We start from the raw sequence: 23,505 nt of genomic DNA on the forward strand, positions 1-23,505 counted from the left end.
TCTTTCATCGGCGTCAGTGTGGCGTCTGCCCGGGGGTGGGCGCCACTTCCATCAGGCCCAGGCGTCGCGGTCGGTCGTGCTTCTTTCATAGATCTATGGAAGGCGTGCGGCACGGCGGGCGGCGCGACACGGAGTCCAGAGACATGGCCGTTCTCCCTTCTTCCATCGTGGACCGTCTGGAGTGGTTCGAGCAGCGCTACCAGGATTGGATCGATAACTCGGCGTCCGTGGGCCTGAGCCCCGCCCAATCCGACGCTGTAAAACAAGCCACCGTCGCGGCGCGGGCCGCCTACAACGCGGCGCAAGCGGCTCGCATCGCGGCCAAGAACGCCACCATCGGGCAGGCCGCCGCCATGAGGACATTGTCGGATCTTGGGGCCGACGCCATTCGTTATATCCGAGCCTTTGCCGAGAGCCAGCCCACCCAGCAGCAGCAGGATACCGTCTACCAGTTGGCCTCGGTCCCGCCCCCGGCCCCCCCGACCCCCGCCGGGCCGCCCGAGGCGCCGACGGATCTGGTTGGCGACCCCAACGCCGACGGCACCGTCACCCTCAACTGGAAGGGATCCACCGCGAACCAGACGTTCTTTACCATCTGGCGGCGGATCGGCACCTCGACGACGTGGACCCAGGTCGGCGCCGTCGCGAGCAAGACCTTTATTGACGCCACCGCCCCCGCGGGCGTCGCGAGCGTCCGCTACACCGTCCGTGCCCAACGCAACAACCAGGTCAGCGCCCAGAGCGTCGAGGCCGTGGTGAACTTTGGGATCAGCCAGGCGGCGTGAGAAGGGAAGAGAAGGGAATGGGGAGTGAGCCATGGGCAATGGCAGAGATGCCGGTGCCCGAGTGTGATGTCCGCACCCCCCCACCCCCTCCCCCCTTCTCCACCCACCTCTCTACTCCTTCCACCACAACCAGTGTGACGTGCACTCCACGCGGGCGTCGGGAACCAATCCCGGCGCCCGCGTTGTCGCTGGAGGGAAGAGGCAATAGGGAATGGGGAATAGGCAATGGCACACGTGAGACGAATGCCGAATCACGAGACATTGAAGGAGTCCGTAGAAGCCGGCTCTGGAGAGCCGGCCCACCACGGCCCCGATCCCGAATCCCCGTTGTCTTCTGCCATGGCCTATTGCCCATCCCTATTCTCTTCCCCAAAAACCACGCCGCCCCGCGAGAGTCTCGCGGGGCGGGTGAAGTGACCCCAATGGGATTCGAACCCATGTTTCCAGGATGAGAACCTGGCGTCCTGGACCAGGCTAGACGATGGGGCCACAAGGGGCGAATCGACCGTGGTTGGCCCCAAAGGGCCGGGCACGGGCGATCGTTTGGGATCGTCCAGGACCGAGCGGGACAATAGGCGGGCACGCCCGAAGAGTGAATCTCGCGGGACGTGGGTTGGGCGTAGGGATGCGAGACGGGACGCCGACTGAATCGTGGGCGTTCCGGCGACACGGACGTGGCAGGCACGGTCGCGGCAGATCGGATAGAGAGCCAAGGAGTGGTCAGGAGACCGGCTGCATCTGGCGGCGGAGTTGGGCGAGGGCGAAGACGGCGGCCTCGTTGTGGGTCTGGCCGACGACGGCGCCGATGGGCGAGCCGGAGGCGTCACGCCATTCGGCACGGCTGCAGTCGAAGAGTTGGATGCGGCGGATGGAGAGTTCAAACCCGGCGTGGCTGAAGGCCTCGTGGATCGATTGCTCGGTGGGGAAGGGCCGGCCGTCGGTGTGGTGGGTGCAGGCGGAGGAATCCAGAGCCTGCCAACCGGTCGCGTACAACTCGTCGATCGCGTACTCGAGCGCCATCGCTGCCTCCAGTTCGCTTGTCGATCCGCCCACTGGGCCGCATCACGCGGAGAACCCGCGTGGTGTTGGGGCGACAACGTGAGCATAGCGGGGTGGGAGGACGACGTCTCGTGATGTGTCAGGCTAAGAACGTCTGAGAACCTGATACTGAGCAACACGCCGCGTGAGAGCGGGAGGGCCTTCAAGGTCCTCGCGTGTGCAGGAATATCCGAGGGTCGTCTGTTCGTAGGGCGTTTATGGGTTCTGGCGCGTGAGAAGGACGATCGTCACGACGTCGTAGAGGGCGTGGACGGCGACGACGACGCCGAAGCCACGGACGAGGAAGATCGAGCCGAAGTAGAGCCCGGCGAGGGTGTAGAACGTGAGCATGCGCACGTCCACGGCGCCCCACCCCCCCCCGCCTCCCCCGCCCCCCCCGCCCACAAAGATCTCGTGGTAGAAGGCGAAGGCGAGGGCGCTGACGATGACGGCGATGACGTTTCCGGTGGAATCAGAGAGACGGGCGAGATCGACGGCGAGGAAGTGGACACCGGTGATGAGGAGGAGTCGGAAGAGGAGTTCCTCGTAGATCCCAGCGCCGACGGCGATGGTGACGCCCTGGTTCCAGGGGAGCGATCGAAGCGTGGCGACGGTGGAGGACTCTTGGAGGAGCGCGGCCGCGGGAGGCGGGATGGTTGTGGAGTCGGCTCCGTGCGATCCCCCGATGGAGCCGATGACGAGCGCGAGAACGAGGAGCGGGAGCGTCCAGAGGGCGGCCTCGAGGGTCATGCCCAAGAGGACGCTCGGCCTGACACGCACGGGGTCCTTGGACATGACGTGCCATGCGATGAGGGTGGCGAGGAGGGCGACTCCTGGGATGTAGAGGCTGGCGCTCCCGAAGATGGAGAAGAAGCGCCAGAGGAGGTGGTGGGCGGCGATGGTGTCGACGATGCCGGCGTCGCGGAGATGGATGGCGGTGGAGATCTCGTAGAAGAGGACGAGGGGGAGGAGGAAGAGGAGCACGTGGAGGGGGCGCGTGGAGAGCGTGGTGTAGGTTGGTGGAGCGTTGAGTTCGGGCTTTGGCGCGCGGCGTGATGGGCCGCCGGTTGAAGGCGGGCGTCGGCGCTTGGGGGATCTGGCGCTCGGCGGCATAGTGGAGCGTACCGAAGGGGAACGCGCGTCGTGAAGGGGAGCGGCGCGATTGAGGCGAAACGTGGGAAGAAAAAACGCCGCGGTGTCGCGGCGTTGGTGGATCGCGGAGATCGCGGATTTACTTTGCGGCGGCCTTGGTCTTCAGGCGAGCGCTCAGGCGGCTCTTGCGGCGTGCGGCCTGGTTCTTGTGGATCACGCCCTTGGCGGCAGTGCGATCGATGACCTTGGAGGTCGAGCGGAAGGCCTCGGTCGCCTGGTCCTTGGAGCCGTGGAGCATCTGCTCGTTGAAGTTCTTCATGGCGTCGCGCAGGGTCTTGAGGCGCCAGCGATTGCGGGCGTTGGAGGTCTCATTCTGGCGGATGCGCTTCTGGGCGGACTTCGAGTGGGCCATTCGTCGATCGATCCTTTCGTGCCCACCGCCGGTTCGGCGTGGGGAGTCGGAATGGTTGCCTGCAAATGCCGGGAATCAAGCGCCTGGGGGAGGAGTTGGCGTGAAGATCGGATGCTGGGCCTTGCCCGGGGTGTTCGGACGCCGTAATCTTGCGGTCCCGAATCGTGCCGAGAGGCCCGGTCTGGGTTGTGTGCGGGCGTAGCTCAATTGGATAGAGCACCTGACTACGGATCAGGAGGTTACAGGTTCGACTCCTGTCGCCCGTGCTTCGAATCCCTGGCGATCGGCTTGGGATACATCAGATTCGGCCCCCGTCAATGGGCACGACCGGTCTTCGCTATCGCGAGGAGCCGGTTTTTTTTGTGGCTCGGAACGGAATTTAGACTGGCAGTCTGTGTTGGGTGTTGACAAACAGTTGATTGAAACTATTGTTTGCCCATGCTCTCCCAGCGTTCGAGCAGCACTGATCCACTGGCCTCGCGTTCGTTCGCGGGTGATGAGGCCTTGGATGCCCATGGTTCGACTCGGTCACGCCTGATCGAGGCCGCCGGGACAGTCTTTGCCGAACGGGGCTTCAAAGACGCAACGATCCGGCAGATCTGCTCGATTGCCGGGGCGAACATCGCCGCGGTCAACTATCACTTTGGTGACAAGGAGCACCTGTACGCGTCGGCGCTGCACCACGCGCATACGACGGCTCGTCATCGGCATCCGATGGACTTTGAGGGGTGTGGGACGGCCGAGGAGCGGCTAGGCGTCTTTGTGCGAACGTTCGTGACGAGACTCACAGATCCGGCCAAGCCGGAGTGGCACGGGAAGTTGTGCGCTCGGGAGATGGCCGACCCCACGGGCGCGCTCGATGGGCTGGTCGAGCGATCGATCCGCCCGGACTGGCTGGCGCTCAGCGAGACCTGCGGCGACCTGCTGGGCGAGCACGCTCCGAAGGACCTGATCCAGCGGTGCGCGGTGGGCGTGATCGGGCAGTGCCTGGTCTATCACCACGCTCGACCGGTGATGGAACGGCTCGGCGGGCCGGTCTCGTTCACGCGCGAGCGCATCGACGCGATCGTGGAGCAGATCTGCGCGTACTCGATCTCGGGGATGCGTGAACTCGGAAGGCGGAGCGACGCGGCGCCCTCGCGGAGGACCCCGGCATGATCCGCGTGGCGATGCGCATGCTGGTGGGCGACCCGGCGAAGTTCTTCGGGATCTTGCTAGGGGTGACGCTGGCGTCGATGGTGATCACACAGCAGGGGTCGATCTTCGTCGGATTGATGTCTCGCACGTTCGCGACGATCAAGGACATGGCGCAGCCGGACATCTGGGTGATGGATCCGAAGGTGCAGTTCATCGACGACGTGAAACCTCTGCAATCGACGGCATTGCAGCGGGTGCGGGGTGTGGAGGGCGTGGACTGGGCGGTGCCTTTGTACAAGGGCATGATCCGCGTTCGCCTTCCGAGCGGGCAGTTTGTGAACTGCAACCTGTATGGGCTGGACGACGCGTCGTTGATTGGCGCGCCGGCGGACCTTTTGGAGGGGCGTGTCGAGGACTTGCGTCAGGATGGCGCTGTGATCGTGGACGAGGCGGGGGCCGTCGGGCGATTGGCGCGGCGATCGGCCGACGGGACGACCAGGCCGCTCGCGATGGGTGACGAGTTGGAGTTGAACGATCACCGGGGTCGCGTGGTGGGCGTGGCGCGGGTGTCGAGGACGTTCCAGTCGCAGCCGAATCTGTACACGCTGTACTCGCGGGCGACGCGATTTGTGCCGGGCGAGCGGAAACTGATGTCGTTCGTGCTGGTGAGGGCGAAGGCTGGTGTTGATGTGGATCGGGTCTGTGCCGCGATCGAGCGGGAGACGGGGTTGGCGGCGTACACCAAGCCCGAGTTCCAGAGCCTGACGGTGACGTACTTCCTGAAGAACACGGGTATCCCGATCAACTTCGGGATCGCGGTAGCGCTGGGGTTCCTCGTCGGCGCGATCATCACGGGATTCATGTTCTACAGTTTCACCCTCGACAATCTTCGATACTTTGGGACACTCAAGGCGATGGGGACGAGCGATGGCACCTTGCTTGGCATGATCCTGCTTCAGGCGGGGTATGTCGCCGTGACGGGCTTCGGGCTGGGTGTGGGGCTGGCGGCGCTCTTTGGGAACTCGATGGGCAAGACGCAACTGGCGTTCCGGCTGACGTGGCAACTCTCGCTGGTGGCGGCGTGTGCGGTGGCGATGATCTGCGCGTTGGCGGCGCTGATCAGCGTGCGACGGGTGATCTCACTCGAGCCGGGGGTGGTGTTCAAATGACGACGTCCGGGCAGCCCACGATGTCGATGACCGATTCGGCGGTTTCGTTCGGCGATGGACGGGCTGTGGCTGTGCGCTGCGCGGGGGTGACAAAGACGTATGGCACGGGGAACGCGGCGGTGCGGGCGCTGCGAGGGATCGATCTCAATGTGCATCGCGGCGAGTTGCTCATGCTCGTCGGGCCTTCGGGGTGCGGCAAGACGACGTTGATCTCGGTGGTGGCGGGCGTTCTTGATCGCGACGAGGGCGAGTGCGAGGTGTTGGGATCGGATCTGGATCGGCTGGGGTCTGGGGAGCGTTCTCGGTTTCGGGCGCGGAACATCGGGTTTGTGTTCCAGTCGTTCAATCTGATCCCGACGCTGTCGATCGCGGAGAATGTGGCCGTGCCTCTGCTCATCCAGGGCGAGGCGAGAAAGCAGGCCGTCGACCGGGCGAGAGAGATTCTGTCGAAGGTCGGTCTTGGGGAGCGGACGAACAGCCCTCCGACGAAACTGTCGGGGGGGCAGCAGCAGCGTGTGGCGATCGCGCGGGCGCTGGTGCATCGGCCGAAACTGATCGTGTGCGACGAGCCGACGAGCGCGCTCGACCACGTGACGGGGCAGAAGGTGATGGAACTGTTGCGTGAGGTCGCGGCGGGCGAGGAACTGTCGCTGGTGGTCGTCACCCACGACCAGCGCATTTTCGAGTTCGCGGACAGAATCGCGGAGATGGACGACGGCAGGATCGTGACGATCCGCCGCGGAAAGGGCCACTCGCACTCGACCGATCCCAAGGCGCACACGGCTCAGAACTCTCACTCATCGGAGACGACGGCATGATCCGGGTCTACATCGTTCCAGTGCTGGCGATCGTGGGGATGGGGCTTGCGGCGTACACGATCGTGCAGGGTTCCAAGCCCGTGGTGCCCCAGCCGCCGGTGGTCCAGCCGCCCTCGGCACCGTTCTCGACATTCGTGGCGGCGTCGGGGATTGTGGAGTCGAGCACGCTGAACATCGATGTGGGGACGCCGGTGGGCGGGGTGGTGGGCGAGGTGATGGTGACTGTCGGTCAGGACGTGAAGAAGGGGGAGGCTCTCTTCCGGATCGATGCGAGGGAACTCGAGGCCGAACGCGCGTCACGCGAGGCGGCCTTGCGTGTCGTGGAGGCGCAGTATCGGCGTTTGGAAGCCTCGCCTCGACCGGAGGAGGTCCCGCCGGCGGAAGCGCGTGTTCTGGAGGCCGAGGCGTCCTTGGCGGACGCACAGGAGAAACTCGCGCTGCGACAGGCCGTGACGGATCCGCGGGCGATCACGGCGGACACGCTGAGCGAGGCGCGATTCCTGGTTGCTGGTGCTGAGGCGCGGCTGGCGCAGGCCCGGGCGGATTTGGCGCTCTTGAAGGCCGGGACATGGGGCGTGGATTTGGATGTGTCTCGGGCGCAGGTGGAATCGGCGCGTGCGCAACTGCAGTCGGTGGTCACCGATCTCGGGCGTCGGACGATCCGGGCCCTGGTGGATGGGCGCGTGCTTCAGGTCAACATCCGCCCTGGCGAGTTCGCGCCCGCGGGCGTGACGTCGCAGGCGCTCCTGGTGCTCGGCGGTGTCTCGACGCTGCACGTGCGGGCGGACGTGGACGAGAACGACGCGTGGCGTGTGCGCGAGGGTTCGAAGGCCGTGGCGTATGTCCGCGGGAACGCGAGTCTTTCGACGGCGTTGACGTTCGTGCGGTTCGAGCCGCTGGTGGTGCCCAAGAGGTCGTTAACTGGGGAGAGCACCGAGCGCGTGGACACGCGCGTGTTGCAGATCATCTTTGCGTTTGATCCGAAGTCGCTGCCGGTCTTTGTGGGACAGCAGGTCGATGTGTACATCGAGAGCGCCCCGGTCTCGGAGTCGTCGGGAACGTCCGGAAGAACGGAGACTCCAAAGAGCACGTGAGCGTCCTTGCCCCTTTGTCCGCGCACCAGCACTCCAACACCACGATTCCTGAAGGACTCAGCCCTTATGCACTACGCAACCAGCATCTCGTTCCGCATGATCCGTGTCGCCGGCCTGTCTCTGGGCATTGGCGCGATCGCTCTGATTGGCGGCTGCAAGGTCGGGCCGACGTATTCCGCGCCTCGGGCGCCGACGCCGGCGGAGTCGTGGCATGGGCTTGAGGGAACGCCGGGCGTCGCGAGCGCGCCCGTGGCCAAGGCGCCGAGCCTCGATGGGTATTGGGAGTCGTTCGGCGATGAGACGCTGACGATGCTCGTTGACCGGGCGATCGCGGGGAGCCCGTCGATCAAGATCGCGCTGGCGCGTGTCGCCGAGGCGCGGGCGATCCGGGGCGTGAGCAAGGCGGATCTCTGGCCGAGCGTGGATGCGGCGGCGAGTGCCGAGCGGATGCGTTCGAGCGAGAATGTGAACAACGGCGCGATGTTCGGGTCCGATGAGACCTCGCAGTTTTCGGTGGGCGTGGACGCGTCGTGGGAGATCGATCTCTTCGGGCGGGTTCGGCACGCGATCGATGCCGCTGACGCGGAGATGCTTGCGAGCGAGGCGGACTTCCGTGACGTCATCACGATCCTGACTGCAGAGGTTGCGACGCGGTACATCGAGTTGCGCGGGCTGCAGCACCGGCAAGCGGTCGTGGAGCGGACGATCGAGAGCCAGCAGCAGTCGGTGCAGATCGCGCAGGCGCGGCTGGACGCGGGGCTTTCGAGCGAGTTGGATCTGGCGCAGGCTCGGGCGCTCCTGGAGTCGCGCCGGGCTCAGTTGCCGCCGATTCTCGCGGGGCAGCGGCGGGCGATGCATCGGTTGAGCGTGCTTGTGGGCGAGGAACCGGGCGCGCTGTATCCGGAACTCTCGACGCCGGGGCCGATTCCCGCGATGCCCGCGGAGGTCGCGGTGGGTCTGCCGAGCGACGCGATCCGCAATCGTCCGGACATTCGGCGTGCCGAGCGTCAGGTGGCGGCGGCGACGGCGCGCGTCGGGGTCTCGACGGCCGATCTGTATCCGCGAGTGAGCCTCTCGGGCGCGTTCGCGCTCGTGAGCGATTCGACCAAGGGCTTGACAGACATCAACAGCCGCTCGTGGAGCATCGGGCCGGCGGTGCGCCTGCCGCTCTTTGATCGGCGCCGGCTCTATCGGGCGAAGGACGCGGCCGACGCGCGCACGCAGCAGGCGATCGGGGCGTTCGAGTCCACCGTGCTCAACGCATACGAGGAGGTCGAGAACCGGCTCGTGGACTTCGTGCGTGAGCAGGAGCGGGTGGCGCTCTTGCGGAGCGCGACGGAGTCGAACCGGAGGGCCGTGGAACTCTCGAATGACGTGTACAAGGCGGGGATTCGTGATTTCCTGAACGTGCTGGATAGTCAGCGGGCGCTGTATGACAGCGAGGACCAGTTGGTGCAGAGCGAGATCACGATGTCGACGAATCTCGTGGCGTTGTACAAGGCGCTGGGGGGCGGCTTGCCGAAGGTGAAGAACGACTCGGGCGCCTCGAGCGGGCCGAGCGAGGATCGTGCGGAGAAGTAGCGATCAACGGTGATGGGACTCGGGGAGTTGATCGAGAATGAAAAGAGAAAAAGACCTCACGCGGAGCGTGGGGGTACCCGGGGCACGCGTCACGCGTCGATGACGTCTTTGAGTTCTTCGAGGCCGGCGGTCAGGACCTTGGGTCCGTCGTCGGTCATGAGGACGTCGTGCTCGTGGTGGACGGACATGGAGGCGTCGTCGGTGAAGACGGGCCAGGTGCCTTTCTTGCTGTTCACGATCGGCGTGCCGGCCGCGATCATGGGCTCGAGCGCCATGAGGATCCCCGGCTCGAGAACGATCTGCGCGTCGGGCCATTCGCCCGCGTAGGTCGGCATGGTGTTGGAGACGTAGGGTGGGCCGTGGAGGCGTCGGCCGTAGCCGTGTCCGCCGAGGCCTCGGACGAGGTGGAACCCGGCCTCGCCTTCGACAAATCCCTGCACGGCCTTCGCCCACTCGAGGAGCGTCCCGCCGAGTTTCAGCGCGGTGATGCCCCGGCGGAGTGATTCCTTGCCGGTGTCCATGAGGCGACGAACCTCGGGCGTGGGCGTGCCGATGGAATAGGTCCACGCGGCGTCGCCGATCCAGCCGCGATAGGTCACGCCGATGTCGATCTTGAGGACGTCGCCGGGCGCAAGGGGGCGCGTGAGATAACCGGCGGTCCCGTGGACGACGCACTCATTCACCGAGAGGCACGCGTGCGACGGGAATGGCGGCGTGCGAGGCACGCGATAGCCAAGGAAGCACGAGCGGCAATCGAGTGACTCGAGCGTCTTTGCGACGAAGGCGTCGATCTGGGCGAGCGTCTGACCCGCACGAAGGAACCCGGCGAGGGCGCGATGGGTCTCGACGACCTTGCGCGCGGATTCCTCGGCGGCGGCGGCCTCGGCGGGGGTGAGCCTGGGTACATGACGCGTGGCGGTCGGCATCGGGGCAATCGTACGGGCGCGGATTGGTGGGCGATCGGGTGGGGTTCGTTGCTCGCCCTGTCGTGGCGGGTATCCTCCCCTCGCATGATCTGGCTCTACTCGGGATTTGTCGCGCTCGTGCTGGTGTTCCTCGCGCTGGATCTGGGCGTGCTGAATCGCAAGGCCCATGCGGTCTCCATGCGCGGGGCGCTGGCGATGACGGGCGTGTGCGTGGTCCTCGCTCTCGCGACGATGGTCTTTGTCTACTGGGCCTACGACACGCACCTCTTCGGGCTGGGCGTGGCGCTCGACCCCGAGAAGACCGTGGGCATGGACCCCAACGACGAGCGCGTCACCGGCCTCACTGGCAAGGCCGCGGCGGCGAAGTTCCTCACCGGGTGGATCCTCGAATACTCCCTCAGCGTGGACAACATCTTCGTGATCTCGCTGATCTTCGCGTACTTCAAGATTCCGACGGCCTATCAGCACCGCGTGCTCTTCTGGGGGATCATGGGGGCACTCGTGATGCGCGGCATCATGATCGCTGCGGGCACGGAACTCGTGAAGCAGTACGCCTGGCTTGAGGTCGTGATGGGCGGGTTCCTGGTGTGGACGGCGTGGAAGATGTATCGGGCGGAGGACGGCGGGTTTGATGCGGAATCGAGCCGGGTGCTGCGGTGGGCGCGGAAGCACCTGCCCCTGACGCCGAACTATCACGGGCAGAGGTTCTTCGCGATGGAGAATGGCTCGCGCGTGGTGACGCCGCTCTTTCCGGCCCTCTTGGTTGTGGAGACGACGGACGTGGTCTTCGCGGTGGACTCGATTCCCGCGATTCTGGGGGTGACGCAGGAACGATTCATCGTGTTCACGTCGAACATGATGGCGATCCTGGGCCTGCGCTCGCTGTACTTCGTGCTCGCGGGGCTGCTTGATCGGTTCCGATACCTCAAGTACTCGCTGATCGTGATCCTGTCGTACATCGGCGTGAAGATGCTCGTGTCGTACTTCAAGCACGAGTGGAAGCCGAGTGAGTATGTGAGTCTGGCGATCGTGGGCGGGATGCTGCTCGCGGGGGTGGTGGCGTCGCTGGCGATCAAGCCCAAGGCGGGTGCCGATTCGGATACGTCCGCGGGCGACGAGGGCGAGGGCCACTAGAGTCATCGCATGAGCGCGGCATCGAACACGCCACGGCAGGAGAAGGCCCGCATCCTCGAACTACGCACGCTCCTCTCGCGGGCGAACGCGGCGTATTACGAGGACGATTCGCCGGTCATGTCGGACCCGGAGTTCGACCGGCTGCTCGCCGAACTCGCCGCGCTCGAGGCGCGGCATCCGGACCTCGACGACCCCGACAGCCCGACGCGGCGCGTGGGCGGAGCGCCGATCGAGTCGTTCGTGGCACGGGCGCACGCGAGGCCGATGCTTTCGATCGATAACACGTACGACGAGGGCGAGGTTCGCGAGTGGCACGCGCGGGTGGTGAAGGGGTTGGGTGGCGAGGGGCTCTTTGATTCGGGCGAACCGATCGTGCTGGTGTGCGACCCGAAGATCGATGGGCTGGCCGTCTCGCTGCGGTACGAGAAGGGCGAACTGGCGTATGCCCTCACGCGGGGCGATGGGACCAAAGGTGACGACGTCACGCACTCGGTGCGGACTATCCGGTCGATCCCGACGCGACTGAAAGCTGCCCGGGCGCGCGACATTCCCGAGGTGCTCGAGATTCGGGGCGAGGTGTACCTCCCGCTGAGCGAGTTTGCCCGCCTCAACGCCGAGCGAGAGGCGGAGGGCGAAGAACTCCTGATGAACCCGCGGAACGCGGCGTCGGGGGCGATGAAGCAGCTCGACCCACAACAGGTGGCGAAACGGCGCCTTGCATTCTGTGCGCATGGACGCGGCGAGGTCTCGGAGGAGTCGTTTGCGAGCGGATTCGGCGAGTTCATCGAGAAGGTGAGGGCGATGGGCGTGCCCACGTCGCCCCACGTACGTTCGTGCTCGACGATTGAGGAGGTTCTCGAACGGATCGAGGCGTTCGCGAGCACGCGGCACACGCTCGACTATGCGACCGATGGCATGGTCGTCCGTGTGGATCGGTTCGATCAGCAGGAGCGCCTGGGTACGACGGCGAAGAGTCCGCGTTGGATCGTCGCGTACAAGTATCCGGCGGAGCGCACGACGACGACGCTGATCCGCGTGGAGCATCAGGTGGGAAAGACAGGCAAGATCACGCCACGCGCGGTGATGGAGCCGGTGGTGCTCGCGGGGACGACGGTGCGGCACGCGACGCTGCACAACTATGGTCGCGTGCGCGACGCCTCGACCGAGCACGAGGGAAAGCGGACGGACATCCGCCTTGGCGACACGGTCTATGTCGAGAAGGCCGGCGAGATCATCCCGCAGGTCGTCGGCGTCGTGCTAGAGAAGCGCCCGCGCGGGGCGAAGCGGATCGAGGCGCCTGACGCGTGTCCGGTGTGCGGCGGGAGCGTGGAGATCGAGCCGCCCGAAGGAGTCGAGACGCCCACGCTGGAGACGGCGCGGCGGTGCGTGAACCCCGAGTGCCCGGCGCAGGTCCGCGAGAAACTCGTGTGGTTCGTCGGCCGAAAACAGATGGACATCGACGGGCTGGGCGAGAAGACGATCGACCAGATCCGCGAGTCGTCGATTCCGCTGAACTCGTTCGCCGACATTTTTCGTTTGCACGAGCATCGCGCGGCGCTTCTTGAGATTGATCGGATGGGCGAGAAGAAGGCCGACAAGATGCTGGCGGGGATCGAGGCGGCGAAGTCGCGCGGGCTGGCGCGCGTGCTCGCGGGAATGGGGATCCGGCACGTGGGCGACACGACCGCGAAGATGCTAGCGCGGCGCTTCGAGTCGCTCGAGGCGCTGCTCGCGGCGAGCGAGATGGAACTGCGGCCTAAGTCGCTCACCAAGAGCGAGGCCCGTGAGTTGGGATTCGACGAGGACACGGCGAATCGACCTGAGACGGGATTGGGCAAGGACACGGCCCCGGTGGTGCACGCGTATCTGCACAGTGCCGCGGCAAGGCGCACGTTCCGTGATCTTGCGACGGAGGGCGTGGACCTCTCGAGCAAGGACTATCGGGCGGCATCGCGCGCAAGCGACAGCACATCGGGGCCATTCGCGGGCAAGACGATCGTGCTCACGGGGACGTTGGAGTCCTTCGATCGCACGACGCTGACGGAGCGGCTGGAATCGCTGGGAGCGAAGGTCTCGGGGAGCGTCTCGAGCAAGACCTCGCTTGTCGTCGCGGGCGAGTCGGCGGGGTCGAAACTCGACAAGGCGCGGGAACTGGGGATCGAGGTGTGGGACGAGGTACGGCTGCTCAGGGCGCTTGGCGAGATGGAGTAGGTTGTGATTCAACTGTTCGCGTCGGTGTTGTCCTCGCGATGCTATCAAGGCGGAACTCCATGAGGATTGGGAGGTGATCGGAGTTGATCGGCCCCAGGACGCGGCTCGATTCGCACGTGAGTTCTCGCGTCAGTGCCTGGTCGATGCGCACGCCCGGGATCGGCCTCATCCACCAGCGGAGTTTCGGCCAGGTGGCCAACCGGCCGAAGCCCGCGTTCGCGTCGCTCAGTTTCCCTTCGGCAAGGAGCGTTTGCATCTGGGGCGTGCGCGTAGGCGAGTTGAAATCGCCCATGAGCAGAACCGGACCTTCAATCATTGCGGCGTGGTCCGCGAGGGCGCGGAACTGGCGGCGTTCGGCATCGAAGAGCGTCAGCCCCACAGGCGGAAACGTGTGAACGCAGACGATGTGGACGTTGACGCCATCGAACTCAAGGTCGACGAAGAGTTGCGGGTTGGTGGCCGCTCGATCGTCACGGGCAAAGGGCACGCCCGCAGTGAAGATGTGCCCGGTTCTCGCAAACGGGATGCGAGAGAAGATCGCCTGACCCGTGGATGTCTCGCTGGAACTCTCGATGAAGTATGGATATTCGTGAGAGAGCGCCGGGATGAGCACCTTGGAGGCGGTGCTGGTGTATTCCTCAAAGAGGATGAGATCGGGATCGGCGGCTTGAATCTCCGGTTGCACTCGATGGGGTGCCGCGCTCCAGACGAGGAGATTGGACGACAGGACACGCAGGGTGTGTCGTGTGGCGGTCTCGCGTGACGGTGCAGTCGATTGTGACGAGGGGTATCCCACCCACGCGCTCCAGAGCGCCGGCATTCCCCAGGCGCCCGCGATCGCGAGAGCCACGACGGCCGTCCGTCGTCGTTGGCCTATCACCAGCACACCACACGCGGCCGCACAGGCGATCGCGATGTGCAGTTCAAAGGTGCGGAGCATGAACGCGAGATAACTCCACGCGAGAAACCACCGGGAGGCCGGGCCGAGGTCATCCGTGAAGAGCATCGCGAACGGAAAGCACATCAACGCGATCACGACGACGAGCGTGGCCCAGGGAGATGCCCGGCGAACTGCGGCGCGGATCAAACCTCGAAAACGGCGTTGAGACTGGTGCGATTGCCTAAGGGTCATGTGCAAGCGTCGGATACGCCGGTGATTGGAGCGTGGTTCATGGAACGATGGCTAATCAGCGAACGACCGCGTGTTGGTAGTTTGGGAAAACCCCGAGCCTATCAATCAGAAAAGCCCAGGCTGATGGCCAACGGCAAAGGGCCGGCTTGAAGGCACTCCGCGGTCGACGCGTTGGTGCCCCGTGTGTGTCGAGGCGCGGGCGATCTCGATCCACGGCGTCGGGACGCTCGGCGTCGCGATCGTCACGCGATACGCCCGCCCATCGTGGTACGACGCGGCGAGTTCCGGGACGTTGCACTGACGCGAGAGGTGGAGCAGGATGAGTTGCTCGGGCGCGATGGACGCGGCGGCCTCGGCGCACTCGAGGTTCGAGAGATGCCCGAAGCCGCCCATCACGCGTCGTTTCACGATTTCGGGCCTGGGGGACGATTGCTCGAGGTTCGGGCAGTAGTTCGACTCCATCGCGAGGACGCGGACGCCAGAGAGGTGCGTGGTGATCGCGGTCGTGGCGCGTCCGATGTCGGTGGCGTAGCCGAGGTCGCCGTCGAGCCCATCGAAAGAGAGTCGCAGGACGGCCGTGCCGTGCTCGTCGTGGTTGCCGAGGACGCTCGACAGTGTGATGCCATTGGGCAGGTCGCATCGAGCATCGAAGACGCCGCCGCGACGAGAGAAGAATCCGCGGCGTTCGGCGGCCCTTGCGTGGCGCTTGTGGACGTGGACTGCGACCGATTCCGGGAGTGACCTTCCGCCCCACGAGGGACAGGCATGGTCGTCGTCGAGATGCGTCGTGACGACGGCATCGAGATCGTCGAGGGTATGCCCCAAGGTTTCGAGGATTCGCTTCGTTCTTCTGGGCGAAAGCCCGCAGTCGATGAGGGTGAGTCGTGCGACGCCGTGTCGGGTGACGCGCACGACCGAGCAGTTGCCCGAGGAGGAGGACGCGAGGACGCAGAGTTCGGCATAGTCGTGCGCCGGCTCGCGGGGTTGCGTCTCGTCCTCGCGTGTCACGCTCGTCGCTCCTTCGGTTCGATTCGGAATTGCCGATCCGTCAGCGGTGTGTTTGACGCTCAGGCGAGTTCGGAGACGCTCTCGCCCAGGTCACGATAAATGGCCACGGGCTTCTTGCTCGTTTCGATGAAATCCGCGAGTTCGCCCACGAGTGAGCATCCCGCGGCCTGATCGCGGAGGATCGCGATCATCTCCTGCTTGGGGAGGCGTACCTGGAAGGCGTCACGGAAGGCGGCTCGGAGGGCGGAGATGTCGTCGCGCGGAATGCCCGCGCGGCGGAGACCGACCACGTTCAGCCCGCTCACAGTGTTGCGGGAGCCGCTGATGCAAAATGGTGGGAGATCGACGGCCATCGCCACGCCGCCGGAGAGGAAGGCCATGCGACCGATGCGGCAGAACTGCTGGAGCATCGTGCCGCCGCTCATCGTGACGTTGTTCTGGAGCGTGGTGTGCCCGGCGAGGAGAGCGCCGTTGACGAGGATGCAGTTGTCGCCGACGAGGGCGTCGTGCCCGGCGTGGCTGTTGGCCATCATGAAGACGCGATTGCCGATGGTGGTTGGGCGTTCGGGCTTGCTCGCCGAGTGGACGGTGACGCCCTCGCGGATGATGCAGTCGCTGCCGATCGAGACGCCGGCGGTCGCGTCGCCTGGCTTGAACTTGTAGTCCTGGGGCGGGAGGCCGAGGGTCGCGTAGGGATAGACGATCGTGTTCTCGCCGATGGTGAGAGGGCCATGGAACGTGCAGGAGTTGACGAGTTGCACGTTCTTCTTGAGGTGGACCTTGCCGACGATGACGCACATGGGGCCGACGCGGACGCCCTCCTCGAGGATCGCCTCGCGATCAACGAAGGCCGAGGGATGGATGAAGGGGGCGGAGGTGGGAGAAGTCGAAGAGGCCGTGGTCATGGAGCAATCGTACGCTTTGTGTATCGTGACTCTCCCCGAGGCCCAAGGGCCGAAAACCACGCACGCCGCACACGGATCCGCTGGCGCCTCGGCCACAAAGGCCAAGGGCGATCACCAGCCTTCGGTCCTCCCGCCGATCCCTTTTCCCCCACTCCCCGTGACGGACTTTGGCGTCATGGACTACGACGAGGCGTACGCCCGCCAACTCGAGGCCCACGAGCGCGTCCTCGCGGGTCGTGCCAAGCATGAATCGGCGCCTTCCTCGTCGACGATATTCCCGCGATCGCCCGGCGAGATCCTCACCGTCGTCCATCCTCCCGTCATCACCGTCTCGCGCCGGGCCGGGGCGATGGCCCACGTCCTCGCGTCGAGCGACGAACTCGCCCGCCGGGGCGTGCAACTCCGCCAGACCGATCGCGGCGGCGACGTCACCTACCACGGCCCAGGCCAGGTCGTCATCTACCCCATCCTCGATCTCAATCTCCTGACCCTCCGAATCCATGCCTACATGCGCCTGCTCGAGCAGGCCGTCATCGACACGTGCACCGGCCTTGGACTTCGTGCCGACCGTGACGAATCAGCCACGGGTGTCTGGATCGCCGAGCAAGTAGGGTCCACAGAATCCACGGCCAAGATCGCCGCCATGGGCGTCCGCGTGAAACGCTGGATCACGCTTCATGGCCTGTCGTTCAACGTCGAACCCGACCTTTCCCATTTCAACCTCATCGTGCCGTGTGGGCTGACGGGCCGTCCCGTCACGAGTCTCGCGCGCCTCCACGACCTCGGCGTACTCCGAATAGATCGCACACCCACACTCGAGACTGTCCGCGACGAGATCGTCCGGAACCTCCATCGAAACCTCGTCACCCACGTGTCACACCAGGGCGCTGCGAGACCACCAGTCCACACGGACAAGCCGTCAAACGCCTAACCTTCACCCACCACGGCGAGACGCACTTCGTCTCTCCGTCTCTTAGGAACTTCGACTCTTTTCGCCCAACAAGGATCCCCATGAACATCGACCTCCTCAAGCGTCTCTGCGAAACCCCCGGCGTACCCGGCCGAGAGGAGCGCGTCCGCGATCTCATCCACAAGGAAATCAAGGGCCTCTTCGACGACGTCCAGACCGACGCCCTGGGCAACCTCATCTGCCGCCGCCACCCGCGCCCCCCCCATGGCAAGAAACCCGCGGCCAAGAAGGGCGGCAAATCCGCCACCGCCGAGCCGACGCGCGTCATGCTCCTCTGCCACATGGACGAGATCGGCTTCTACGTCTCCTCCATCGACAGCAAGGGGTACATCTATCTCAACAACGCCGGGGGCTTCGACCCGCGCAACCTCTTCTCCCGGCGCGTCACCGTCGTCACCGATTCCGGCGACCTCCACGGCGTGATGAACCCCGGCGGGCGCCCCATTCACATCAGCAGCGCCAAGGACCGCGAGCGCGTCCCGGAGGTCAAGGAGTTCTTCGTCGACATCGGCCTCTCCGCCGACAAGGTCAAGAAGAAGGTCAAGATCGGCGACTACGTCGTTATGAACGAGCCGCTCATCGAGGTCGGCGACAAACTCGTCAGCAAGGCGATGGACAACCGTGTCGCCTGCTGGCTGGGCATCGAGTCGGTCCGCCAACTCGATAAATCCAAAGCCGCCCACGACTGCGAGGTCGTCGTCGCGTTCACCACCCAGGAAGAGGTCGGTCTCCGCGGCGCCAAGACCGCCAGCCACGCCGTCCAGCCCCACATCGGCCTGGGCATCGACGTCACGCTCAGTTGCGACACGCCCGGCGTGCCTGCCGAGGAATCCGTCACCATCCAGGGCCAGGGTTTCGGCCTGCACATCAAGGACTCGTCGTTCATCTCCGACTACGCCTTGACGAGCGAGTTCGAGGCGCTGGCGAAGAAGAAGAAGATCCCGTACCAGCGCACCATACTCGCCGCTGGTGGACAGGACGGCGCCGCCGCCCAGCAGGCGGCCGCCGGAGCCAGGGCCGTGGGCATCACCGTGGGCACGCGGTACATTCACACGGTGACGGAGATGATTGATAAGAAGGACCTCGCTGCGGCCCGCGACATCCTCGCGGCGTATCTGGCGGTGGCGAAGTAGTTAGTCAATGGCAATGGGGAATGGGCAATAGGCCATGGCAGGCGATGGTGGGCCGGCTCTCCTGAGCCGGCAACTACACTCACTTTCCATGCCTCGGCATACATAATTCCGCATTTATGAAGGAGGTGAGGGATCGGATGTGGAGTGGCGAGTGGGACGTTGCCCGCCCCATCACGCATTGCTCCTTCCCTGTTCCCTCACCATTTCACTTCCGCACATTTCGCCTCACTCCCGTGGCGCGATGACGTAGACCACGCTCACGTCGCCCCAGACCTCGACCTTGCCCGGCTCGATGGGTGAAGTGTCGTCGCCCGAATGTGCAAAGCCCTCTCCCGAGGAGAGATTCGCGACGCGATTGGCGGTGTAGATCCGCGGCATCGCGCTCCCGGTCTCGCTGACGTTTAGGATCGAGACGAGGCGCACGCCCATCGCGTCGGCGAGGGTGGCGGCCTTGCGTTTCGCGGCGGCGGCGGCGAGGCGGATCGCTTCCTCGCGCGTCTCGATCGCGTCCTTGATCTCGAAACTCAGGCCGTCGATGCGGTTGGCGCCGGCGCCCAGAGCGGCGTCCATGACGCGCGAGACGGCCTTGAGGTCGGTGGTGCGGACGCCGAGGGTGAGGCTCGCGTCGTAGCCGATGATCTTCTGGGCCTGCTCGGCGCGGTAGGGGCTGTAGCGTGGAGTGAGGGTGACGCCGCTGGTTTGCAACTCCTCGCCCTCGAGTTTGAGGGCCTTGATCGCGGCGACGATCTTCGACATGGCGTCGGCGGCTCGCGAGGTGGCGTCGACGGCCTTGTCCTCCTGGATGAGGACGCCCACGCCGATCTCGGCGAAGTCTGGCTCACGAGAGACCCGCGCCCGCCCGCTCACGCTGAGCGTCGAGACGGTGTCGACGGGCACGGCCGCGGCGTCGATGGTGGTTGGTGTGGCGGGCGTGGCCGCGTGGGCGAGGGGAGCCAGTGCCAGGACGCCCAAGAGAGTGCCGGCGACGAGTGCCTTGGCGACGACGGCATTCACGTTGGTGCAAACTGCGGTCACGATTGGGACGCGCGTGGTGGTCATGGTGGTGCTCCATGTGAAGGGTGAGGCCGACCGCGTGCCCAAGTGGGCGCACGATGGATCGCGTGCCGTGGGTCCGTGCTTGAGCCGCGAACGAGATCCAACAGTATTGACGCGTTGCCCGCGAGAGTGACCGTCACCGGACTGTCACCGACAACACACTCCTCCCCGACCACGCTGATGCACGATCACCATCGCGGCTTAGACTCCGTGTGAAGAGTCCCCCACCACGTTGGCGCGAACCATACATGCCTCCTCCACCTCCTACGGACCCTTCGAGCGCGACGACCGAGGAGCCGTCACGAGCAGCCCCTCGGCGTGAATCGGCCGAGTCTCGCTGCGGGGCGATGGCTGGTTGGTCTTTGGGCTCGATCGTGGTGATGGTCGTGATAGCATTCCTGGTAGTCGCGTGGCCGGTGTCGTATTGGCGGGCCGCGCACGCGAGCGTGAGACATGTCTGGGTGGAAGCGCCGGGAGGGGAGGCGAGCACGCCGAGTGAGCCTTCAATGCGTATCGATCCGCCCGCCGGTTTTCGATCGGCGTGGGTGGATGTCGATCGTGGTCGCGTGCGCGTGGGTGTTGAGGTGCTGGCGACGACTCGCATGGGCCTCATGGGGTGGGGGCCGATTCGACCGGGGTGGCATTGCAACTCGGGCACGCGTCGAGCCACCGAGAGAATGATGGGAGCGACGTCGTATTACAACTCGTGGCGGTTCTGGCGAGCCGGGCCGTTCGAGATGGAGTTCCGCCAGGGGGCGCCGTCGCGTGGGATCGTGAGTGTGCCGCTCTGGTTGCCGGCGATTGTCGGGCTTGTTCTGATCCGCCGGGCGAGTTCACGGCGCACGCGCCGGCGCCGCGAGTGGCTTGGCCGTTGCGTGTCGTGCGGGTATGACCGGGCTGGATTGTCACAGGCCTCGCCGTGCCCCGAGTGCGGCGTCGCACCGCGCACGCGGACGGAAGAAGGCGATTGACCCCGCCCATGTGCGCGTCGGCGACGCCATGGCGATGGGACGTGTTATCGCGAGACACCTTGTGGGCACCCGGTGTGTGTGAGCGTGCGTGTTCTGGACTCGGCCGTGTCCACGGTATGTGCCATCCTTAGCACCCCGCGCTGAATCTCACCAGGAAGTACAGGAGGTCATCGATCGTCACGCCGCCGTCGGGGGTGCCGGTGCCGCTGCCGTCGTCGAGATCGGCGTTGGTCAGCCCCTGCCCGAAGATGGTGATGTAATACAGCAGATCATCGATGGTGACGCCGCCGTCGGGCGTGCCCGTGCCCGTGCCATCGTCGAGGTCGGCGACGCAGACGGGAAGCGGAACGATCTTGAAGACGCGCCCGCCGGCGGTGCCCACGATGTCGGTGATGTAGAGTTCGCCCGAGGCGTCGTCACCGATGGACGTGACGGCCTCGAACGGGCCGACTGGGGCGGACGGCACGAGCGAGGCGGAGAGATCCTGGAACTCTGTCGAGCCTCCCGTGCGACGCACCGCGTGGATGAAACCGGTGCAATAGTCGGAGAAGAGGTACCACCCCTGGAGGCTGGGTAACGCGGAGCCGCGATAGACGCGCCCGCCCGATATGGAGCAACCGACGGCGTGGGTGTACGTATGGATGGGGCCAACGAGTGCGGGCAAGTTGCAGTCGCACCCGCCATAGCCCGAGCAGATCTCGCCCTCGCGGCATCGCCAGCCGTAGTTGAGGCCGCCGGTGGAATCGGGGGCCTGGCGGTTGATCTCTTCGCGGGCGTTCTGCCCGACATCGGCGATGTAATACTCGCCCGTGCCGCGATCGAAAGATGACTGGAATGGATTGCGCAGACCGAGCGCCCAGATCTCGGGGAGAACGCCCGCCACGCCGACGAACGGGTTGGTAGGAGGGATGCGGTAATGCTTGTTCGGATCGGCGGGGAAGTCGTCGATGCTCGGATCGACGCGGAGGACCTTGCCGTAGAGCGATGTGGGGTCCTGGGCTCGGTTGTCGGGGTCGGCCTCGAACCCATTGCCGCTATCCCCGGTGGGTATGTAGAGGTAGCCGTCGATGGGCGAGAAGGCGATCGCGCCGCCGATGTGTGCGAACCCGTCGCGGACCGTCTTGATAATCACGGTCGCGGAGTTTGGATCGGCGATGTCCGGATTCGCCGTCACCTGATAGCGAGCGACGACGGACTCGGTGGGGATTCCCTGGTAGTGGACATAGAAGTAGCCGTTGGTGGCGTAGTTGGGGTCAAAGGCCAGCCCAACCATGTTCGAGTTCACGAAGCAGCAGACGAGCGGCTGCAGATCGATGAAGGGCTGGGGGCGTCTCACGCCGGTGGCGGCGTCGTGGATCGTGATCTCACCGAACTGTCCGAGGACAAAGACGCGCGTCGTGTCACCCGGCGCGAAGGCGACCGCGACCGGAGCCTCCAGGTTGTCGGCAAAGAGAACGATCTGGGCCTGCTGGGCGGCGAGTGAACCCGTCAACACGAGTGACGACGCGATCGAAAGGAGGGCGTGGGGACGCATGGGTGCTCCTAGGCCGGGAGTGGAACGGCCAACGACAAGAGCATACCCGGAGATATACGGGATATCCCGCACAAACACGGAGTATTCGTGCTCCTCGATGGCATCCCTCACGCGTGGGCACACGCCACGCTCGCTCAGCACCCCGCGTTGAACCGCGTCAGGAAGTACAGCAGATCGTCGATCGTGACGCCGGCATCGGGGGTGCCGGTGCCGCTGCCGTCGTCCACGTCGGCGGCGACGTCGCCGAGGTTGAAGATGCTGAGGTAATACAGAAGATCATCAATCGTGACGCCTCCGTCGGGGGTGCCCGTGCCGCTGCCGTCATCGACGTCGGCGACGCACGCGGGGACGCCCGACCCGGTCGTGAAGGCGACGCGGGTGACATGGCCGAACGTGACGTTCGTGAACTCCACGACCGAGGGCGGCGGCAAGGAGACCGAGTATCGCTGATCGAAACTCCACGACGCGAAGTAGTCCGTGTTCGGCAGCAGCGCGTTCGCGGGAACCGTGCGCGAGGACGTGGGCGAGCCGACGGTCGTGAGGCTCGAGTACGCGGTTGGCCCCAGAAGCGTGCCGAAGCGGCGGTTGATCGAGAGGCCGCTCAGCTGCCCGTTGGTCGGGGGCGAGGCGCTGCCGGGGGGCACGAAGGCGTTGACGTTGAGCGTGATCGACTGCGTGGGGTCCATGCCCTGCAGCGCCGTGTACGACGCGGGGGTGAACGCCGGCACGCTGCTCGGCCAGCCACCCGCCGCCGAGGGTTGAGTCAGGTCGAACTCCCAGACGTTCTCGTCGAAGTCGGTGATGCTGAACGTGTACGTGCCGCTCGGCCAGTCGGCCATCAGCGAGGCCTGCGACGTGTACGAGAAGTTGCTGCTGGAATAGAACGTCCCCGAGCCCGAGAGTGAGACCGAGTCCGTGTCGGGCTTGATGAGATCGATGAAGTCCACATTCTCGACATTGGGATCGAGGACGATGAAGGAACTGATCACATAGTTCGTCGTCGGCCCCGGGGGGCTGGTGCTGTTCTGCGTGAAGAAGCCCTGGTACTGGAGCACCAGACCATCCACATCACCGGGGCTGTTGACCTGGGCCGACGCGGACGCGCCGAAACCCACGAGTCCTGCCAGTGCCGCGATACCAAAACCCACGCTCGTCATTCCCGTGCGCATACCGCCTCCCTTGGTGCTCTCGAGTAGCCTGACGCAGTCTATAGGCAATGGCGGAAGATGCAAGCCGAAAGTCAGGGCCTGGGTCGAGAAAAGCCGCGGAACTCGCCCGCGGATTACCCATCTCCACACGGTGGCCCACGCCGAAACCGGTACATCCTTTGGTCCATGCGAACCGATACGCCGGTATGCGGCGTGCGGGGTGTATCGAGTGGACGAAGCATCCGTCCTAT

General features: G+C 65.3%; 21 protein-coding genes and 2 tRNA genes. 12 read left to right on the top strand and 11 right to left on the bottom strand.

The window, feature by feature from the left end; translation table 11 throughout:
- The first annotated feature begins 143 nt into the window (after positions 1-143).
- Entirely contained in the window at positions 144-785 is a 642-nt protein-coding gene (locus IPK69_03495) for a hypothetical protein (GenBank protein QQS09697.1), read from the top strand.
- A gap of 414 nt (positions 786-1,199) precedes the next feature.
- Here the strand turns inward: IPK69_03495 and IPK69_03500 are convergent.
- From IPK69_03500 to rpsT, 4 genes are all read right to left on the bottom strand, one after another.
- Positions 1,200-1,274, bottom strand: a tRNA-Glu gene (locus IPK69_03500).
- Between the two features lie 231 nt (positions 1,275-1,505).
- Positions 1,506-1,805 carry a hypothetical protein gene (locus tag IPK69_03505; GenBank protein ID QQS09698.1) on the bottom strand — a complete coding sequence of 100 codons (300 nt, stop codon included), beginning with the start codon at positions 1,803-1,805 and terminating at the stop codon, positions 1,506-1,508.
- A 234-nt stretch (positions 1,806-2,039) separates the two neighbouring features.
- Positions 2,040-2,936 (bottom strand): CPBP family intramembrane metalloprotease, encoded by an 897-nt coding sequence (locus IPK69_03510; protein QQS09699.1) that lies wholly within the window; start codon positions 2,934-2,936, stop codon positions 2,040-2,042.
- Positions 2,937-3,054: 118 nt separating this feature from the next.
- Positions 3,055-3,327 carry a 30S ribosomal protein S20 gene (rpsT, locus tag IPK69_03515; GenBank protein ID QQS09700.1) on the bottom strand — a complete coding sequence of 91 codons (273 nt, stop codon included), beginning with the start codon at positions 3,325-3,327 and terminating at the stop codon, positions 3,055-3,057.
- 192 nt (positions 3,328-3,519) lie between these two features.
- On the opposite strand from rpsT, the gene IPK69_03520 reads away from it, so the two are divergent.
- The 6 genes from IPK69_03520 to IPK69_03545 all read left to right on the top strand — a co-directional run bounded on the left by IPK69_03520 (position 3,520) and on the right by IPK69_03545 (position 9,126).
- Positions 3,520-3,593 (top strand) — tRNA-Arg (locus IPK69_03520).
- A 172-nt stretch (positions 3,594-3,765) separates the two neighbouring features.
- Positions 3,766-4,485, top strand: coding sequence for a CerR family C-terminal domain-containing protein (locus tag IPK69_03525; GenBank protein ID QQS09701.1), 720 nt, complete (start codon positions 3,766-3,768; stop codon positions 4,483-4,485).
- Positions 4,482-5,633, top strand: a complete 1,152-nt coding sequence (locus tag IPK69_03530; protein QQS09702.1) for an ABC transporter permease — start codon at positions 4,482-4,484, stop codon at positions 5,631-5,633. The genes IPK69_03525 and IPK69_03530 overlap by 4 nt, the downstream gene beginning before the upstream one ends.
- Positions 5,634-5,659: 26 nt before the next feature.
- A complete protein-coding gene (locus IPK69_03535; protein ID QQS10411.1) occupies positions 5,660-6,451 on the top strand; it encodes an ABC transporter ATP-binding protein in 792 nt (263 codons plus the stop codon).
- A complete protein-coding gene (locus IPK69_03540; GenBank protein ID QQS09703.1) occupies positions 6,448-7,545 on the top strand; it encodes a biotin/lipoyl-binding protein in 1,098 nt (365 codons plus the stop codon). The genes IPK69_03535 and IPK69_03540 overlap by 4 nt, the downstream gene beginning before the upstream one ends.
- Before the next feature lie 66 nt (positions 7,546-7,611).
- Positions 7,612-9,126, top strand: coding sequence for an efflux transporter outer membrane subunit (locus tag IPK69_03545; GenBank protein ID QQS09704.1), 1,515 nt, complete (start codon positions 7,612-7,614; stop codon positions 9,124-9,126).
- Between the two features lie 89 nt (positions 9,127-9,215).
- On the opposite strand, the gene map is transcribed toward IPK69_03545, so the two are convergent.
- Positions 9,216-10,052, bottom strand: a complete 837-nt coding sequence (map, locus tag IPK69_03550) for a type I methionyl aminopeptidase (GenBank protein ID QQS09705.1) — start codon at positions 10,050-10,052, stop codon at positions 9,216-9,218.
- A gap of 84 nt (positions 10,053-10,136) precedes the next feature.
- Between map and IPK69_03555 the strand changes: the two genes are divergently transcribed.
- Complete coding sequence (locus IPK69_03555) at positions 10,137-11,186, top strand: TerC family protein (protein ID QQS09706.1); 1,050 nt, start codon at positions 10,137-10,139, stop codon at positions 11,184-11,186.
- Positions 11,187-11,195: 9 nt separating this feature from the next.
- Complete coding sequence (gene ligA / locus IPK69_03560) at positions 11,196-13,397, top strand: NAD-dependent DNA ligase LigA (protein ID QQS09707.1); 2,202 nt, start codon at positions 11,196-11,198, stop codon at positions 13,395-13,397.
- On the opposite strand, the gene IPK69_03565 is transcribed toward ligA, so the two are convergent.
- The 3 genes from IPK69_03565 to lpxA all read right to left on the bottom strand — a co-directional run bounded on the left by IPK69_03565 (position 13,372) and on the right by lpxA (position 16,442).
- On the bottom strand, positions 13,372-14,484 hold the full coding sequence (locus tag IPK69_03565) for an endonuclease/exonuclease/phosphatase family protein (GenBank protein QQS09708.1): 1,113 nt from the start codon (positions 14,482-14,484) through the stop codon (positions 13,372-13,374). The genes ligA and IPK69_03565 overlap by 26 nt on opposite strands.
- Before the next feature lie 150 nt (positions 14,485-14,634).
- Complete coding sequence (locus IPK69_03570) at positions 14,635-15,537, bottom strand: MBL fold metallo-hydrolase (GenBank protein ID QQS09709.1); 903 nt, start codon at positions 15,535-15,537, stop codon at positions 14,635-14,637.
- 59 nt (positions 15,538-15,596) lie between these two features.
- Positions 15,597-16,442, bottom strand: coding sequence for an acyl-ACP--UDP-N-acetylglucosamine O-acyltransferase (gene lpxA, locus IPK69_03575; GenBank protein QQS09710.1), 846 nt, complete (start codon positions 16,440-16,442; stop codon positions 15,597-15,599).
- Between the two features lie 25 nt (positions 16,443-16,467).
- Here lpxA and lipB point away from each other — a divergent pair, with 25 nt between their 5' ends.
- Positions 16,468-17,373: a lipoyl(octanoyl) transferase LipB gene (gene lipB / locus IPK69_03580; protein ID QQS09711.1), complete on the top strand. Its 906-nt coding sequence runs from the start codon at positions 16,468-16,470 to the stop codon at positions 17,371-17,373.
- An 80-nt stretch (positions 17,374-17,453) separates the two neighbouring features.
- Positions 17,454-18,545, top strand: a complete 1,092-nt coding sequence (locus IPK69_03585) for a M20/M25/M40 family metallo-hydrolase (protein QQS09712.1) — start codon at positions 17,454-17,456, stop codon at positions 18,543-18,545.
- 225 nt (positions 18,546-18,770) lie between these two features.
- Here the strand turns inward: IPK69_03585 and IPK69_03590 are convergent, their stop codons facing one another.
- Positions 18,771-19,604, bottom strand: coding sequence for an SIMPL domain-containing protein (locus tag IPK69_03590; protein QQS09713.1), 834 nt, complete (start codon positions 19,602-19,604; stop codon positions 18,771-18,773).
- Between the two features lie 542 nt (positions 19,605-20,146).
- On the opposite strand from IPK69_03590, the gene IPK69_03595 reads away from it, so the two are divergent.
- A complete protein-coding gene (locus IPK69_03595; GenBank protein QQS09714.1) occupies positions 20,147-20,572 on the top strand; it encodes a hypothetical protein in 426 nt (141 codons plus the stop codon).
- A gap of 127 nt (positions 20,573-20,699) precedes the next feature.
- On the opposite strand, the gene IPK69_03600 is transcribed toward IPK69_03595, so the two are convergent.
- Entirely contained in the window at positions 20,700-22,106 is a 1,407-nt protein-coding gene (locus IPK69_03600; GenBank protein ID QQS09715.1) for a PQQ-dependent sugar dehydrogenase, read from the bottom strand.
- Positions 22,107-22,240: 134 nt separating this feature from the next.
- On the bottom strand, positions 22,241-23,275 hold the full coding sequence (locus IPK69_03605; protein ID QQS09716.1) for a hypothetical protein: 1,035 nt from the start codon (positions 23,273-23,275) through the stop codon (positions 22,241-22,243).
- Between the last annotated feature and the right edge of the window lie 230 nt (positions 23,276-23,505).

The sequence above is a fragment of the Phycisphaerales bacterium genome, assembly GCA_016699835.1.
In the GTDB taxonomy this organism is placed as follows: domain Bacteria; phylum Planctomycetota; class Phycisphaerae; order Phycisphaerales; family UBA1924.